General features: G+C 59.6%; 15 protein-coding genes and 1 tRNA gene. 9 read left to right on the forward strand and 7 right to left on the reverse strand.

Features of this window, described 5'->3' with window-relative positions; genetic code table 11:
* Positions 1-305: 305 nt before the first annotated feature.
* The 4 genes from AC0T4W_RS23335 to AC0T4W_RS23350 form a co-directional block, all read right to left on the reverse strand.
* Positions 306-381 (reverse strand) — tRNA-Phe (locus tag AC0T4W_RS23335).
* Between the two features lie 228 nt (positions 382-609).
* Positions 610-882: an oxidative damage protection protein gene (locus AC0T4W_RS23340; RefSeq protein ID WP_476323399.1), complete on the reverse strand. Its 273-nt coding sequence runs from the start codon at positions 880-882 to the stop codon at positions 610-612.
* Positions 879-1,952 carry an A/G-specific adenine glycosylase gene (gene mutY / locus AC0T4W_RS23345; RefSeq protein WP_476323402.1) on the reverse strand — a complete coding sequence of 358 codons (1,074 nt, stop codon included), beginning with the start codon at positions 1,950-1,952 and terminating at the stop codon, positions 879-881. Before mutY ends, AC0T4W_RS23340 begins: the two co-directional genes overlap by 4 nt.
* Positions 1,949-4,171, reverse strand: coding sequence for an AsmA family protein (locus AC0T4W_RS23350; protein ID WP_476323405.1), 2,223 nt, complete (start codon positions 4,169-4,171; stop codon positions 1,949-1,951). Before AC0T4W_RS23350 ends, mutY begins: the two co-directional genes overlap by 4 nt.
* 391 nt (positions 4,172-4,562) lie before the next feature.
* On the opposite strand from AC0T4W_RS23350, the gene hisB reads away from it, so the two are divergent.
* The 9 genes from hisB (at position 4,563) to AC0T4W_RS23395 (ending at position 11,737) form a co-directional block, all read left to right on the forward strand.
* Positions 4,563-5,156 (forward strand): imidazoleglycerol-phosphate dehydratase HisB, encoded by a 594-nt coding sequence (gene hisB, locus AC0T4W_RS23355; RefSeq protein WP_476323855.1) that lies wholly within the window; start codon positions 4,563-4,565, stop codon positions 5,154-5,156.
* Positions 5,157-5,795, forward strand: a complete 639-nt coding sequence (hisH, locus tag AC0T4W_RS23360; protein ID WP_476323408.1) for an imidazole glycerol phosphate synthase subunit HisH — start codon at positions 5,157-5,159, stop codon at positions 5,793-5,795.
* Positions 5,796-6,059 (forward strand): DUF2164 domain-containing protein, encoded by a 264-nt coding sequence (locus tag AC0T4W_RS23365; protein WP_476323411.1) that lies wholly within the window; start codon positions 5,796-5,798, stop codon positions 6,057-6,059.
* 36 nt (positions 6,060-6,095) lie between these two features.
* On the forward strand, positions 6,096-6,833 hold the full coding sequence (hisA, locus tag AC0T4W_RS23370; protein ID WP_476323414.1) for a 1-(5-phosphoribosyl)-5-[(5-phosphoribosylamino)methylideneamino]imidazole-4-carboxamide isomerase: 738 nt from the start codon (positions 6,096-6,098) through the stop codon (positions 6,831-6,833).
* A 95-nt stretch (positions 6,834-6,928) separates the two neighbouring features.
* Positions 6,929-7,948, forward strand: coding sequence for an IS110 family RNA-guided transposase (locus AC0T4W_RS23375; protein WP_476316403.1), 1,020 nt, complete (start codon positions 6,929-6,931; stop codon positions 7,946-7,948).
* A 372-nt stretch (positions 7,949-8,320) separates the two neighbouring features.
* Entirely contained in the window at positions 8,321-9,091 is a 771-nt protein-coding gene (gene hisF / locus AC0T4W_RS23380; protein ID WP_090379512.1) for an imidazole glycerol phosphate synthase subunit HisF, read from the forward strand.
* 163 nt (positions 9,092-9,254) lie between these two features.
* Positions 9,255-9,992: a substrate-binding periplasmic protein gene (locus AC0T4W_RS23385; RefSeq protein WP_476323417.1), complete on the forward strand. Its 738-nt coding sequence runs from the start codon at positions 9,255-9,257 to the stop codon at positions 9,990-9,992.
* Positions 9,993-10,089: 97 nt separating this feature from the next.
* Positions 10,090-10,845, forward strand: coding sequence for a substrate-binding periplasmic protein (locus AC0T4W_RS23390; protein WP_476323420.1), 756 nt, complete (start codon positions 10,090-10,092; stop codon positions 10,843-10,845).
* Between the two features lie 136 nt (positions 10,846-10,981).
* On the forward strand, positions 10,982-11,737 hold the full coding sequence (locus tag AC0T4W_RS23395) for a substrate-binding periplasmic protein (protein ID WP_476323423.1): 756 nt from the start codon (positions 10,982-10,984) through the stop codon (positions 11,735-11,737).
* A 110-nt stretch (positions 11,738-11,847) separates the two neighbouring features.
* Here AC0T4W_RS23395 and AC0T4W_RS23400 read toward each other — a convergent pair whose 3' ends face one another.
* From AC0T4W_RS23400 to AC0T4W_RS23410, 3 genes are all read right to left on the reverse strand, one after another.
* Positions 11,848-13,149, reverse strand: coding sequence for a S41 family peptidase (locus AC0T4W_RS23400; protein WP_476323426.1), 1,302 nt, complete (start codon positions 13,147-13,149; stop codon positions 11,848-11,850).
* Positions 13,150-13,460: 311 nt separating this feature from the next.
* On the reverse strand, positions 13,461-13,988 hold the full coding sequence (locus AC0T4W_RS23405; RefSeq protein WP_476315895.1) for a hypothetical protein: 528 nt from the start codon (positions 13,986-13,988) through the stop codon (positions 13,461-13,463).
* Positions 13,989-14,012: 24 nt separating this feature from the next.
* Positions 14,013-15,128, reverse strand: a 1,116-nt coding sequence (locus AC0T4W_RS23410; RefSeq protein WP_476323429.1) for a hypothetical protein, incomplete at its 5' end; no start/stop codon positions are given.

Here is a 15,128-nt window from a genome sequence, read left to right on the forward strand (position 1 = left end):
AGACATACTCTGCTGCATCTGCTTCAAAGCTAATAACGGGAAGGAAGTGAACAAATTCGCGTATCGGTACGCTTTTACTGGGCGTAAATCGATTTTTGAGAAATGAGGACTTTTGATTTCGGATAGCTGACTGAAAGGCGATGTTGGAATCGCATTGATTTCAGGTGCTGTAAAAATGATTTTTGTATGGGGAAGGGTAGAGACTTTCATCGCTGCTCCGGGTGGTTGAGCATCGGCGATGTACCGAAACTGTACCCCTGGAGCTAGGAACTAGATCTAGCGTTGCGCTAGATCCTTGAAGTTAGTGGTGCCCGGGGACGGAATCGAACCGCCGACACGGGGATTTTCAATCCCCTGCTCTACCGACTGAGCTACCCGGGCTAACGGGGCGCTATTAGACGGATTTGAGGGGTAGGTGTCAAGCGTGAGTTTGAAAAATATTTAATTATTACGGGCGCTTAGGTTCGGGTGCGGGAAAAAGGCCGGCGGTGTTGGGTAGCCCGGATGCAATCCGGAGAAGGGTTGTAGGAGCGGCCCATGGCCGCGGATAGGCCAAGCCCGGCAAAGTTATCGCGGGCATGGCCCGCTCCTACAGGGGCGACGCGGCTATTACTCGCTGGGTGGCACGTAGCCGTCGGCCTGGGCGTATTCCTCGCCGGAGAGGAATTTGTCCATCTCGACCTGGAGGAATTTGCGGTCTTCGGCGTTCATCATGTTCAGGCGGCGTTCGTTGATCAGCAGGGTTTGGTGCTTCTGCCATTCGTCCCAGGCTTGCTTGGAGACGTTGTTGAAGATGTCCTCACCTTTGGCGCCTGGATAGGGTGGGCGCTCCAGGCCGGGGAGTTCTTGCTTGTGTTTGCGGCACTGTACGGTGCGGGTCATGGCGTTTCTCCAGTGTTTGCTGCGAGTGCATCGGCTGCGCGCTTCAGTAACTTCTTCACCGGGGCGGCGAGGCCCAGGCGCGGCGGGGTGGCGAGGTTATACCAGAGCCAGTCAGCCTCGGCCACGGCGGCAGGCGCGGCGTCGACCTGGATCAGCCAGGGCTCGATGGCCAGCTGGAAGTGGCTGAAGGTGTGGGTCAGGCCGCTGAGTTCGCGCTGTGCGCCGAGCTGCAGGCTGTGGCGGCTGGCCAGTGTGGCGATGGCCGTTGCTGCGTCCAGCTCCGGCAGGCTCCACAGGCCGCCCCATAGGCCGCTGGATGGGCGGCGATAGAGCAGCACTTCGCCGTGGAGGTTGGTGAAGATTGGCATCAGCGTGCGCTTCTGCGGCAGTGCCTTGCGCGGTTTGGGGATCGGGTAGCGGATCTCCAGGCCGAGCAGGTGCGCCTGGCAGCCGCTTTGCAACGGGCAGAGCAGGCAGCTGGGTTTGCTGCGGGTGCAGAGGGTCGCGCCCAGGTCCATCATCGCCTGGGTGTAGTTGTTGGCCCGTGCCTGCGGGGTAAAGCGCTCGGCCACATCCCACAGCTGTTTGGCCACCTTCGGCTCACCGGGATAACCCTCCTGGGCCACGTAGCGCGCCAGTACGCGTTTGACGTTGCCGTCGAGGATCGGCGCACGCAGGCCCATGCTCAGGCTGACGATGGCGCCAGCGGTGGAGCGGCCGATGCCGGGAAGTTCGGTAAGTTGGTCGACATCACGGGGGAATTCGCCGGCATGTTCGCGCATAACGATCTGCGCGGTTTTCTGCAGGTTACGCGCGCGGGTGTAGTAACCGAGGCCGGTCCACAGGTGCAGCACTTCGTCTTCCGGCGCTGCGGCCAGGTCATTGACCGTGGGCAGGGCGGCCATAAAACGGTCGAAATAGCCGAGCACGGTGCTGACCTGGGTCTGCTGCAGCATGATCTCCGAGACCCACACGCGGTACGGGGTGATGCCCTGTTGCCAGGGCAGGTCCTTGCGGCCGTGGCTGTCGTACCAGTTGAGTACTGCGTCAGAAAACTGCTCGGGGCTCATCGGTTGAACAAGCCCTTGAGCGCGTCTTTCAGTTCTGGGCTGAGTTTGTCGCCAAGTTTTTCTTCGATTTTCTCGTTGAGTTTGTTGCCGGCCAGTTTGGCGGCGACCTTGCCCAGGCCGTCCTGATCCAGGCGACAGGCCTTGCCGCCCATCTCCAGCGGGCCACGGCAGCGCACCGGCCATTCGATGCCGACATAGCGCTCGTTGACCTGGCAGGCCGGGTCGGGCATTTCACGCTGATCACCCATAACGGTGATGCCGACGCGGTAATCCAGGCCGAGGATGCGCAGGTCCACGTCGCCATTGCCGCTGACTGCCAGGCCCGGAATAACGGCCTTGAGGTCGGGGTTGTGGGCCACGCCGTTACGCAGGATCAGGCGGCCTTGCAGGGTTTCGAAGGGGGTGTCCTTGCCGCGTGGGTCGCTGCTCAGGGCTTTGCGGTTGAGGGTGGCGATGCCACGGCACAGCTGCTGCTCCAGGTTGGCGTCGACCAGCACGCCGTCGTTGAGCAGGAAGCTGGCGTCGCCCGTCAGGCCATCGACCCAGGCACGCTGGCTGTTGCCGCGGGTGGTCAGGTTGGCTTTGAGATCCAGCAGGCCTTTGACCGGCGAAGGCTGGTCGGGCTTTTTCAGGAAGGGCTCGACCGGGATGCTGCTGAGATTGTTTTGCACGCTAAGCAGCGGCACGGCCGGGCGCACGTCGATGCTGGCTTTGGCGTCGAAGCTGCCGTTGCCGATGTTGCCGCGCACATCCTTTAGGGTCAGCAGGCCGCCTTTGCTCTGCGCCTTGGCGCTGAAGTTGCGGATCACTTGCTGCTGAGCGGTGAGCTGATCCAGGCTAAGGTCGAGTTGCATGTCGAGCTTGCGCAGCGTTTCGATTGGCAGCACTTCGCTGTTGCTCCATGCGTGCTGGGTCGGCGCATCGGGCAGCGGTGTGCTGCCGCTTTGCCCGGCACTGGCGACGCTGGCCTTGACCTCGGCCTTGCGAGCGGCGCCGGCATCTTTGTCGTCCTTGGATGGCGCGGGCAGATAGCGGTCGAGGTTCAGTTGGTCGCCCTTGAGCTGCACGCGCAGGGCTTGCTTGGCGAAATCGGCAATCGCCAGCTGGCCGCTGAAGTGGCTGTCATCGAGGGTCAGCTTGAGGTCGTCAAGGGTCAGGCTGTTGTCGCTGCCGCTGAGGCGGGTGACCAGTTCGAACTGGCTAAGGGTCTTGTCATCGTTCATCGGCGGCAGTTTCTGGCCGATGGTGGTGAGGAATTCACGCAGGTTGAGTGGCGCAATCGACAGGCCGCCGCTGAGCTTTGGTTGCTTGTCGAGGTCGCGCACTTTCAGCTCGCCAAGGGCGCGCAGCTGGTTGCCGGAGAACTTCAGGCCGTTCCATTCGGCGACCTGGGCGGCCAGATCGACCAGCAACTGGCCTTGGGCTGAATAGGTCAGGGTCTGGCCGTCAAAAGGCTCGCCGGACACTTCGCCGGAGAGCTTGGCGTCTTCCAGCTGATAGCGCTTGAGGGCGCGGTCGAAGCGCAGCTCACCCCGCAGTTCGCTACGGGCGCGCAATACCGGCTTGTTGAGGCCGAAGAAGGCGCTGATTTTGACCGGGATGGCGGCGCCTTCGCGGATCGCGCCGGTGGTCAGCTGGATGCTTTCGGCGCTGAGTTGCTGGCCTTTCTGCACGTCGTGGTAGTCGATGCGCGCGCTGTTGACGATCAGGCTGTCGATATCCAGTTTCAGTGGCTGGCTACTTTCGCCAGGCTCGGCGGCCGGCGTGCTATCGCTGCTTGCCACTGGGGCGTCGGCTGCTGCGGTCGAGGCCTTGGCCGGTTTGCCGACACCTTCCCAGTTGCTGCGGCCTTTTTCGTCACGTTGCAGGTTGAGGTTGAGGCCGTCGATGCGGATGTCGCTCATCTGCACTTCTTTGCGCAGCAGCGGCAGCACGCGCACCGACAGGCCGAGCAGGCGCAGGTCAGCGAAGGGTTTGTCCGGGGTGCTTAGGCTGGCGAGCGTGGCGTCGGTCAGTTCTAGGCCAAGCCAGGGGAACAGGCTCCAGCCGATATCGCCCTTAAGGGTCAGCTCCAGGCTGGCCTTGTCGCGGGCAAGCTGGCGGATTTCGTCTTTGTAATCATTGGGATCGAACAGGTGGGTGAGGGCAAAGCCCAGCGCCACGATGATCAGCAAGAGCCCGAGGAAAAACAGGCCGAAGATTTTGCCGAGCGCTTTCATGTGCGAATCCTTGTTTCGAAACTGGAAGGTGTAGAGCAGCAATTCAAGCCGGCGAGTATAGCGCCAGTGCTTTTACCTTGGCCGCCGACAGTTCCGTTTGCGTGGTGATTTTGCAAGCGGCTTTTACCGCGCAGCGGCATGTTCTGGTGGGTGCGAGCGGCTTTGTGCTCGGTGTCGGAGTCTGCGGCTTGGGCGTTTGGATCGGTAGGTCGGCGTCCGGTTCCCTGTAGCAGGCTATTTCCCAGGCGCTCAGCGGGCGGTCTTTGGGGGAGCTGACCGGCAGATGGTGAGGGTTGAATAGCGGATGCCTCTGATCGCCGCCGGTAGCCGCCCAGGCGGATGCCCGCCTATAATGCCTGCCTTTTTCCGTGGGCAATTTCTGGAGCTGGTGATGGCCGAACGTACGGCTTGCGTCGAACGCAACACCCTGGAGACCCAAGTCAAGGTCTCGATCAACCTGGATGGTACTGGCAAGGCCAAGTTCGATATTGGTGTGCCGTTTCTTGAGCACATGCTCGACCAGATCGCCCGTCACGGCCTGATCGACCTGGATATCCAGTGCAAGGGCGACCTGCATATCGACGACCACCACACCGTGGAAGACGTCGGCATCACCCTCGGCCAGGCCTTCACCAAGGCCATCGGCGACAAGCGCGGCATGACCCGTTACGGCCATTCCTACGTGCCGCTGGATGAAGCGTTGTCGCGCGTGGTGATCGACTTTTGCGGTCGTCCGGGCCTGCAGATGCACGTACCGTTCACCCGCGCGGTAGTGGGCGGCTTCGATGTCGACCTGTTCCAGGAGTTCTTCCAGGGCTTCGTCAACCACGCCCTGATATCGCTGCATATCGACAACCTGCGTGGCACCAACGCTCACCACCAGATCGAAACGGTGTTCAAGGCCTTTGGCCGCGCGCTGCGCATGGCCACCGAGCTGGACCCGCGCATGGCTGGGCAAATTCCGTCGACCAAGGGCTGTCTGTAAATGCAGACGGTCGCAGTAATCGACTACGGCATGGGCAACCTGCACTCGGTGGCCAAGGCTCTGGAGCACGTAGGGGCCGGCAAGGTGCTGGTGACCAGCGATGCTCAGGTGATCCGCGAAGCCGACCGTGTGGTATTTCCCGGTGTGGGCGCGATTCGCGATTGCATGGCCGAGATCAAGCGCCTGGGCTTTGACAGCCTGGTGCGTGAAGTCAGCGCTGACCGGCCATTTCTCGGCATCTGCGTCGGCATGCAGGCACTGCTGGAGCACAGTGAAGAGAACGATGGCGTCGATTGCATCGGTCTGTTCCCTGGCAAGGTGCGCTTCTTCGGCAAGAACATGGTCGAAGACGGCGAGCCGCTGAAGGTGCCGCACATGGGCTGGAATGAGGTGGCGCAGTCGGTCAAGCACCCGCTGTGGCACAACATCCCGGACCTGGCGCGTTTCTACTTTGTGCACAGCTATTACATCGAGGCCGGTAACCCCAAGCAGGTGGTCGGTCGCGGGCATTACGGCAAGGATTTCGCCGCCGCCCTGGCCGAAGGCTCGCGCTTTGCCGTGCAGTTCCACCCGGAAAAGAGCCACGCCCACGGCCTGCAGCTGCTGCAGAACTTCGCCGCCTGGGATGGCCGCTGGTAAATGAGCCGGGTGAAGAAGGACGCGCCGGCGCTTTTTCAGTTCAGCGTTGAGCAGCGTGCGGGCATTGCCCGTGAGCTAAAGCATTTCATGGCTGAGCGTTTCGAATTAGAGATGGGCGGTTTCGAGGCAGAGGAGCTATTGGATTTCTTTGCCTTGAAATGTGGCCCCTTGTTCTACAACCAAGCAGTGCTCGATGTGCAGACGGTTCTGAAGGACCGTTTCGAGAGCATCGAAAGCGACCTCTGGGCGCTGGAAAAGAGCTGACCCACCGAATTCACACGACTTGAGCAGGTTCAACCGATGCTGATTATCCCCGCTATCGATCTGAAGGACGGCGCCTGCGTGCGTCTGCGCCAGGGCCGCATGGAAGACTCTACGGTGTTTTCCGATGACCCGGTGAGCATGGCCGCCAAGTGGGTCGAGGGCGGTTGCCGCCGTCTGCACTTGGTCGACCTCAACGGTGCCTTTGAAGGCCAGCCGGTGAACGGTGAAGTAGTCACCGCCATCGCCAAGCGCTACCCGACCTTGCCGATCCAGATCGGCGGCGGTATCCGCACCCTGGAAACCATCGAGCACTACGTGCGTGCAGGCGTCAGCTACGTGATCATCGGCACCAAGGCAGTGAAAGATCCGCAGTTCGTCACCGACGCCTGCAAAGCCTTCCCCGGGAAGGTCATCGTCGGTCTGGATGCCAAAGACGGTTTCGTGGCCACCGACGGTTGGGCGGAAGTGTCCACCGTGCAAGCCACCGACCTGGCCAAACGCTTCGAAGCTGACGGCGTCTCAGCCATCGTTTATACCGACATCGCCAAAGACGGCATGATGCAGGGCTGCAACGTTGAGGCTACTGCAGCCCTGGCGGCGGCCAGCCGCATTCCTGTGATCGCCTCCGGTGGCATTCATAACCTCAGTGATATCGAAAAGCTGCTGCTGGCGCGCTCGCCGGGCATTATCGGCGCCATCACCGGGCGTGCCATCTATGAAGGCACTTTGGATGTGGCTGAGGCGCAGACCTTCTGCGACAAGTTCAAGGGCTGAACCGTAGGACAATGAGATGGACTCCTCCCTCCTACGGCGTCTATGCGCCAGACTGAGGTTGTCACAACCAAACAGCCACGAAGGGAGGAGTCACCATGAAACTTAAGCGAATCGGCATCGATTTGGCAAAACAGGTTTTTCAAGTTCATGGCGTCGATAGCCACGAGCAGGTGAAGTGCCGTAAGCAGCTCAAGCGTTCACAGATGCTGGATTTCTTCCGCCAACAAGAGCCGTGCCTGGTGGCGATGGAAGCCTGTGGTAGTTCGCATTACTGGGCGCGCGAGCTAGGCAAGTTGGGGCATGAAGTGCGGTTGATTGCGCCGCAGTTCGTCAAACCCTACGTCAAGAGTGGTAAGAACGACGCCAACGACGCGGAGGCGATTTGCGAGGCTGCCAGCCGACCCACGATGCGTTATGTCGCGGTGAAGAGTGCCGACCAGCAAGCTGGGCAGTCGGTGCACCGGATCAGAAGCCGGTTAATCAGGGCGCGTACAGCGTTGGTTAACGAGATACGTGGCTTGCTTGGCGAGTTCGGTTTGGTTGCGAGTCGCCAGGGAATAGCGGCCACCCGCGCGTTGCTGCAGCAGGCGCTGGACGAACACCAGACATTACCGGGCGAGCTGCACGAAATGCTGGAGCTCTTGCGTGATGAGCTGCAGGGACAGGATGAGCGAATCAAACAGCTGGACGGCATGCTTCACCGTCAGGTTAAGACGGATGAGCGTGTCCAGCGTTTGCTGCAGGTGGAGGGCGTTGGCCCGATCAGCGCGACTGCCGTGGTGTCTGCAGTGGGTGATGCACGGCAGTTCAGTTCGGGCAGACAGTTCGCGGCCTGGCTGGGATTAGTGCCGAGCCAGCATTCAAGTGGCGGCAAAGAACGTCTGGGGCACATCAGCAAAAAGGGTGACTGTTACCTGCGCACGTTATTGGTCCATGGCGCTCGTGCGGTGCTGAAGACCTGTAAGGAAAAGACGGATCGACGCAGCACCTGGCTGCAGCAGTTGCAGTGTCGACGCAACACAAATATCGCCACGGTCGCCCTGGCGAACAAGAATGCCCGGATCATCTGGGCAATCCTCAGCAAGGGGGAAGACTATCAACCTGCTGAGGCGTAAACCTGAAGTACCCAAGCAGGAATGAAGTGACACCGTAGAAGATCCACCACGATTGCACAGTGACATGCAGTGATGACGAACCGGTCGAGCCGGCATGTGTAAAACCTGCTTTACCCACAGGCCCTCTGTAAACCAAGGCCGCTAGGGCGATCAGGAACACATGAGCGGATATTCATCATGGCTCAAGGCACCCAACGCCTTATTAGAAGCCGGATATACGGAAGCAGTCGTACCTAGGTTCGTTGGATGTGTATTTCACTGGCAAAACGGGAGGAGTCCATATATGGGTTAGCCGCGCAGCGGCGTAACCCATCGCCAACCACTTTATTGATGGGTATCGCTGCGCTCGACCCATCCTACGAGAGCACCGCTATGGCATTGGCTAAACGCATCATCCCTTGCTTGGACGTGGACAACGGTCGCGTGGTCAAGGGCGTGCAGTTCGAGAACATCCGCGACGCTGGTGATCCGGTGGAAATCGCCCGTCGTTACGACGAGCAGGGTGCCGACGAGATTACCTTCCTCGACATCACCGCCAGTGTTGATGGCCGCGATACCACCCTGCACACCGTTGAGCGGATGGCCAGCCAGGTGTTTATCCCGCTCACCGTCGGTGGCGGCGTGCGCACCGTGCAGGATATTCGCAATCTGCTGAATGCCGGCGCGGACAAAGTCTCGATCAACACCGCAGCGGTATTCACCCCGGAGTTCGTTGGCGAGGCGGCTTCGCGCTTTGGCTCGCAGTGCATCGTCGTCGCCATCGACGCCAAGAAGGTCTCCAAACCGGGCGAAACCCCGCGTTGGGAAATCTTCACCCATGGCGGGCGCAAGCCAACCGGCCTGGATGCGGTGCTCTGGGCAAAAAAGATGGAAGACCTCGGCGCCGGCGAAATCCTCCTGACCAGCATGGATCAGGACGGTGTGAAGAGTGGTTACGACCTGGGTGTGACCCGCGCCATCAGTGAAATGGTCGGCATCCCGGTCATCGCCTCCGGCGGTGTCGGCAACCTGCAGCACCTGGCTGACGGCATTATCGAAGGCAAAGCCGCAGCGGTGCTGGCCGCGAGCATCTTCCATTTCGGCGAATACACTGTGCCGGAAGCCAAAGCCTATATGGCCGCGCGCGGCATCGTCGTACGTTAAACCTCGCTGGCCGGCAGCCCTGCCGGTCACTGCTGCGGGCGAGTCGACAGCAAAATGTCGACTGGCCCGCTAAAATCAGAATGTTTGCGTTCAGGTCGATGCTTTTGGCATCCCTGTGAGCGCTTCTCTTCCAATAAATGGTCTTTCCATACACGGAGTTCTTATGTCCGCTATTCGGCTACTCACCGCGCTTTGGCTGTTGTCTGCCGTCAGCCTGGCTCGCGCGGAGCCTCTGGTTCTGCTTACCGAAAACCTGCCGCCATTCAGCATGGCGGCCAATGGCGGCAACTTTGCCAAGAATGCCGATGTACAGGGCATCACCAGCGATACGGTGCGGGCGTTATGCGGCAAGGCGCAGCTTGAGTGCCAGATGATTCTGCGCTTCCCCTGGGATCGTCAGTACAAGCAGGCGCTGGAAAGCAAAGGTTACGGGGTGTTCTCTACTATTCGCACGGCGGAGCGTGAGTCGCAGTTCAAGTGGGTTGGGCCGATTGCTGTAAGCGATTGGGTGTTGTTGGCCAAGGCCGATAGCAGTATTACGTTGGACAGCCTGGAGCAGGCGGGTGCTTATCGGATCGGCGGTTATCGTGACGATGCGATCTCGCAGTTCCTGATTGAGCGCGGCGTTACGGTGCAAACCAGCCTGCAGGACAAGGAAAACCTCCACAAGCTGGAGAAGGACGTGATTGACCTGTGGGCCACTGATGAGGTGGCCGGGCGCTTTATGGCCAAGCAGTCGCCGCTGGGGGCGCTCAAAGTGGTGCACCGTTTCAACAGTGCCGACCTCTACTTGGCGCTGAATATAGAGACGCCCGATGATGTGGTGCAGAAGTTGCAGAAAGCCCTGGACGAGATGCGCGCTCAGGGTGAGTTGGGCGCGATCAAAGACAGTTATCTGTAAGCTTCTTGTGTCCCTGTCTGCGTAAAACCTAGGCTGGGCTAAGTCGGCAGTGCTGGGTATGCTTGTATGCCCAGCCCAACTATCGATGTGAGACGTCATGTTAAAACAACTATTAGTCGCCCTCGCCGGCACCATCATGGTGCTCGCGGGCAGTGCTCGGGCTGAAATTGACCCGAACTACCGCATGGTCCTGCTGACCGAGAATTTCCCGCCGTACAACATGGCGATCAACGGCAAGAATTTCGCCCAGGAAGACAATATTGACGGCATTGCCGTGGATATCATTCGCGAAATGTTCAAGCGCGCTGGCATCCAGTACAGCATGACTCTGCGTTTCCCCTGGGATCGCATCTACAAGCTGGCGCTGGAAAAACCTGGCTATGGCGTGTTTGTTGCGGCGCGTTTGCCTGAGCGCGAAGCGCTGTTCAAGTGGGTAGGCCCGATTGGTCCGGATGATTGGGTGCTGCTCGGCAAGGCTGATAGCAGCATTACCTTGAACAGCCTGGAGGATGCCAAGCAGTACAAAGTCGGTGCCTATAAGGGTGACGCGATTGCCGAACACCTGGTGGAAAAGGGCCTGGAGCCAATTACCGTTCTGCGTGACACACAAAACGCCAAGAAGCTGATGGCCGGTCAGATTGACCTGTGGGCTACCGGTGACCCGGCTGGCCGCTACCTGGCCAAGCAGGAAGGTATTTCCGGCCTGAAAACCATTCTGCGTTTCGACAGCGCACAGCTGTATCTGGCGTTGAACAAAGAGGTGCCGGACGAAGTTGTACAGAAGCTGCAAACCGAGCTGGACAAGATGCGCAGCGAAGGGTTTGTCGACGATACCCTGAACAGCTACCTGTAAAACGTACAGTAGCAGGCCGGCCGTAAACCGGTCTGCGCCCATGGATGGTTGACGCCACGTACCATACGTCGCCGGGCAGTTGTCCGAGCAGGGATGCCGCTAGCCATAATCACAATTCATGCGAGCGGAATGACCTATGTTGAAGACCCTGAAAGCCAGCCTGTTGTTCGGGCTTGTCCTGAGTGCCTGCGCAGCCCGTGCAGAGCTGCCAGCCGATTACAAAGTGGTACTGCTGACCGAGAACTTCCCGCCATTCAACATGGCGGTGGATGACAAGAACTATGCCCGTGACGACGGTATCGATGGCATCAGTGCCGAAATCGTCCGCGAGATGTTCAAGCGTGCCGGCATCAACTACACCCTAACGCTGCGCTTCCCCTGGGATCGCTTGTATCGCCTGACCCTGGACAAGCCCAACTACGGCCTGTTCTCCACCACCTTCACCCCTGAGCGTCAGCCATTGTTTAAGTGGGTGGGGCCGCTGGCGAAAACCGGTTGGGTGCTGTTGGCTGCGCCGGGTAATAACTTAAGCGTCGCTAGCCTCAAGGACGCCGGGCAGTACCAGGTCGGTGCTTACAAGAACGACGCGGTCAGCCAGCATCTGGAAAGTCAGGGCCTGAGCCCGATCAATGCTCTGCGTGATCAGGAGAACATCAAGAAGCTGCTCAGCGGCAAGATCGACCTGTGGGCCACCACCGACCCGGTGGGTCGTTATCTGGCCAAGCAGGAAGGTGTCAGCGGTTTGAATACTGCATTGCGCTTCAACGATGCCGAGCTGTATCTGGCGCTAAACAAGGACACCCCGGATGAGGTGGTGCAGCGTTTGCAGAAGGCGTTGGATGAAATGCGCGCCGAAGGCTTTATTGACGAGATGACCAATAACTACCTGTAGTTTCAGGCGTTATTAAAAAGCCCGGCCTTGAGCGATCAAGGTCGGGTTTTTTGTTGGCTGCAGTTTCGCGGGCATGAGCTAGGTGCCCTCGAAGCTCCTACAGAGGGCGATCAGTCGCCGCGAGTGACGCTTAGGCCCTTGAGCAGGTTGAGTGCCTGGCTCAGTTGGTAGTCGTCATCCTGTGGACGCGCCGGGGTGCTGGTTTTGCCCTTGCTTGGCTTATCGGCACCGCCGTTGCCATTGCCCAGGTGGCCTTGCAGATCGGCTTCTTTGATGGTCTCGTCGCCCTGCTCGCGGGTCAGCTTGGCGCGCGCCACTTCGATGTCCGGAGCGATGCCCTGGGCCTGAATCGAGCGGCCGTTGGGGGTGAAGTACAGTGCGGTGGTGAGTTTCAGCGCACGGTCGTTATTCAGCGGCAGCACGGTCTGTACCGAGCCCTTGCCGAAGCTATCGGTGCCCATCAGCACGCCGCGTTTGTGGTCCTGCAGGGCGCCTGCGACGATCTCGGAAGCCGAGGCACTGCCGCCGTTGATCAGCACCACCAACGGCACGCCTTCACTGGCGTCTGCCGGATCGGCATTGAAACGCAGCTCAGAGTTGGCGATGCGGCCTTCGGTGTAGACGATCAGGCCCTTCTTGAGGAAGTGGTCGGTAACCTCAACCGCCGCCTGCAGCACACCGCCGGGGTTGTTGCGCAGGTCGAGCACCAGACCGCGCAGTTTTTTACCGTTGTCCTTGCGCAGTTTGGCCAGGGCTTTGCCGACTTCTTCGCCGCTGTTGACCTGGAACTGAGTGATACGCAGGTAACCGTAGCCATCGTCAAGCAGCTGGCTTTTCACGCTTTTGACCTTGATCACCGCCCGCGTCAGTTTGACATCGAAGGGCTTGCCGCCTTCACGCACCAGCGTCAGTTTGATATCGCTGCCGGCTTTGCCGCGCATTTTCTCCACTGCTTCCATCAGCGATAGGCCCTTGGTCGGCTGGCCGTCGATCTTCACGATCAGGTCGCCCGGCTGGATGCCGGCGGCGGACGCTGGGGTGTCATCAATCGGTGAAATCACCTTGAGAAAACCGTCTTCGCTGCCCAGCTCAATACCCAGGCCGCCGAATTCGCCGCTGGTGCTCTCCTGCAGGTCGCGGAAGGCTTCTGGCTCCAGGTAGGCCGAGTGCGGGTCAAGGTTGCTGAGCATGCCCTTGATCGCGTTTTCTAGCAGGGTCTTGTCGCTGACCGGCTCGACATAGGCGGATTTGATGCGGTCCATCACCTCGGCAAAGGTGCGCAGGTCGTCTAGCGGCAGTGGCGCGCTGTCGTTGGCGCTGGCTGGTGCTGCGGCTGGCGCGGCAAATACGGCGGTGCTGCCCAGCAGGGTAAGTGCCAGCGCGAGGGTGGTGAGGCGGAACAGATGCGGCATGTCTAACGTACTCCTGGTCCTGAATCGGTAATCGCAGCACGCGGGCTCGTTGAAAAACTACCTGCGTTGCCGATGCGTCGTTAAAAGCAGGTCGGGACGCGGCGGCTCAAATGCTCATTTACAGCTCGTAAACTCCGCTTTTCGCTGCTTTGACCAGCCGCCGGCTGTTACTGGTGTAGCGCCTAGCCTCGGCTGCCTCGCTAACGTTTTGTAAGCGCGCGCCGTTTTTGGCACTGCTTAGCGCGGGGTTTGGCATAGAGAAAGCCGAGCCGCGCGCATGATTTTAGCTCGATGTTTGGCATAGCCGCAGATTAACCCGCCCCCCCGCCTACAAACTGCGGCACGACTTCCAAGTAGCGCCCCCCAGGCCCCGCAATAGCATGAACCCGCAACCCCATAATCTGGGCCATCGGTATATGCAGCTCATTACCCACAGCAGTAGCGCCGATGTTCTGCCCCATAGCGCCCACTCCATCAAATCCAGCAGAGCATTTCAAAACCAGCTGGCTCGCTGCGGCTGTTGGCCATGCGACGACTGTAAACTCCAGTACGTGCCTTGAAGGTACATTCGGCAACATCAGAACAAACTGGCCTCCCGGCCCTTCACCAACCTCGAATACCTCAACCCGGCCAGCGGTCATCGGCACATCAAGCTGGCCGGCCTCGGTCAACTCATGAAAGGTGTGCACGCCAATCGGGTGGCCCCAGTCTGCTGCCGTTGAAGTACCGTTCGATATGTAGTGAAAGCCTGAAACCAGATCGACGTAGTGGGCCGCTATTGAAGGCGGTGCCCCTGTTGGCGCGCCATTGCCACTCGCCACGTGTTGTACTTCAGCCATCATGTATCTCCTTGTGTAGCAGGGCTAGACCCAGTTGATAACGGAACTCGTAGGAACCTGCGTCAGAGCCGCGCCGGTGCGTGAGTTGTAAGAGCCGCGTAGGCTGGACGTCGGGAAGCCCACAAACTGCTGAGCCGTGCCGGACTTAAACCCCGTAGGGCTGTAAGCGTTTTGCACACTGCATATCGATGCCGGGCCGGACATCGTCCAGAGCGCAAGTAGCTTGTTTGAGTAGAGGTGCAGCCCTGCATATGCTCGGGCAAAACGCGGCCCGCCTAGCTCAAGGTAAGCCGACGGAGGCGATTGAGATTCAAGCAAAGTCCCAACAACAAGCGGCGCGAAGCCATCGTTCCGAATGGCTCTGTCTAACGGCTGTAGGCCGGTACTGGGTAGGTTGCTGCCTATGCCCTGCGCGCCATCCTGATCAACCTGTTCGCTGTCCACTTCCAGCACAACGTCAACCGTGGTGCGGAACTGCGCCACCCCAACCTGGTTAAGTGTGTCGCCGCGCAGCTCAAACGACACATCTGGGTTTGTGCTGCTAAACAGCTCCGGTCCGGCTCTGTAGTTCAGCTCTCTGCGCAACTCTGCCTCAGCGATAACAGCGCCGTTGAGGCTCAGGGTTTGCTTGATAACCTCGGTGGTAGTGCGGTTGATGTTGAACGAAACACTCCCCGCAAAGTACTCCGTGTCAAGCAGGGGCGAGCCCAGATTGGGGATCGGCGAGCCGTCGTCTGCAAAATAGGAGTTCACATTTGATTTTTCAGTGATGCCGGATGCGCTAATGCTAAAAACCGTATTGGCGGTCACCTCATTACTGCCGCCGCGTTCAAGCAATTGCACCTCGCCATCATCGTCAAACCAGGCGGCGATCACTGTGCTGCCATAATCCCAACGCACCACCCCATCGCGGGCGCGCCAGTTAATTGGCCATATCACAATATCCGGCGCATCTTCAGGAGTCACCACGGCTGCGGCGTACGTCACGCGCGGCGTCGTTATTGCACGCCCCTGATACTCGGCAAAAAATGGTGCTGGCGAGCGGTGACGAAACGCGAAAGCGTTTACGAGAACTGAAAACGCCTGATGAGGTTGTCGGGTTTGGTGTGAATATCGGCGGCTGATGTCCAGTAGAGGGAA

The sequence above is a fragment of the Pseudomonas sp. C7.1 genome, from assembly GCF_056312395.1.

What these genes read in the sequence shown, in the direction of transcription:
- AC0T4W_RS23340 (WP_476323399.1), bottom strand. Translation starts at nt 882, where the DNA reads ATGACCCGCACCGTACAGTGCCGCAAACACAAGCAAGAACTCCCCGGC.
- mutY (WP_476323402.1), bottom strand. Translation starts at nt 1,952, where the DNA reads ATGAGCCCCGAGCAGTTTTCTGACGCAGTACTCAACTGGTACGACAGC.
- AC0T4W_RS23350 (WP_476323405.1), bottom strand. Translation starts at nt 4,171, where the DNA reads ATGAAAGCGCTCGGCAAAATCTTCGGCCTGTTTTTCCTCGGGCTCTTG.
- hisB (WP_476323855.1), top strand. Translation starts at nt 4,563, where the DNA reads ATGGCCGAACGTACGGCTTGCGTCGAACGCAACACCCTGGAGACCCAA.
- hisH (WP_476323408.1), top strand. Translation starts at nt 5,157, where the DNA reads ATGCAGACGGTCGCAGTAATCGACTACGGCATGGGCAACCTGCACTCG.
- AC0T4W_RS23365 (WP_476323411.1), top strand. Translation starts at nt 5,796, where the DNA reads ATGAGCCGGGTGAAGAAGGACGCGCCGGCGCTTTTTCAGTTCAGCGTT.
- hisA (WP_476323414.1), top strand. Translation starts at nt 6,096, where the DNA reads ATGCTGATTATCCCCGCTATCGATCTGAAGGACGGCGCCTGCGTGCGT.
- AC0T4W_RS23375 (WP_476316403.1), top strand. Translation starts at nt 6,929, where the DNA reads ATGAAACTTAAGCGAATCGGCATCGATTTGGCAAAACAGGTTTTTCAA.
- hisF (WP_090379512.1), top strand. Translation starts at nt 8,321, where the DNA reads ATGGCATTGGCTAAACGCATCATCCCTTGCTTGGACGTGGACAACGGT.
- AC0T4W_RS23385 (WP_476323417.1), top strand. Translation starts at nt 9,255, where the DNA reads ATGTCCGCTATTCGGCTACTCACCGCGCTTTGGCTGTTGTCTGCCGTC.
- AC0T4W_RS23390 (WP_476323420.1), top strand. Translation starts at nt 10,090, where the DNA reads ATGTTAAAACAACTATTAGTCGCCCTCGCCGGCACCATCATGGTGCTC.
- AC0T4W_RS23395 (WP_476323423.1), top strand. Translation starts at nt 10,982, where the DNA reads ATGTTGAAGACCCTGAAAGCCAGCCTGTTGTTCGGGCTTGTCCTGAGT.
- AC0T4W_RS23400 (WP_476323426.1), bottom strand. Translation starts at nt 13,149, where the DNA reads ATGCCGCATCTGTTCCGCCTCACCACCCTCGCGCTGGCACTTACCCTG.
- AC0T4W_RS23405 (WP_476315895.1), bottom strand. Translation starts at nt 13,988, where the DNA reads ATGGCTGAAGTACAACACGTGGCGAGTGGCAATGGCGCGCCAACAGGG.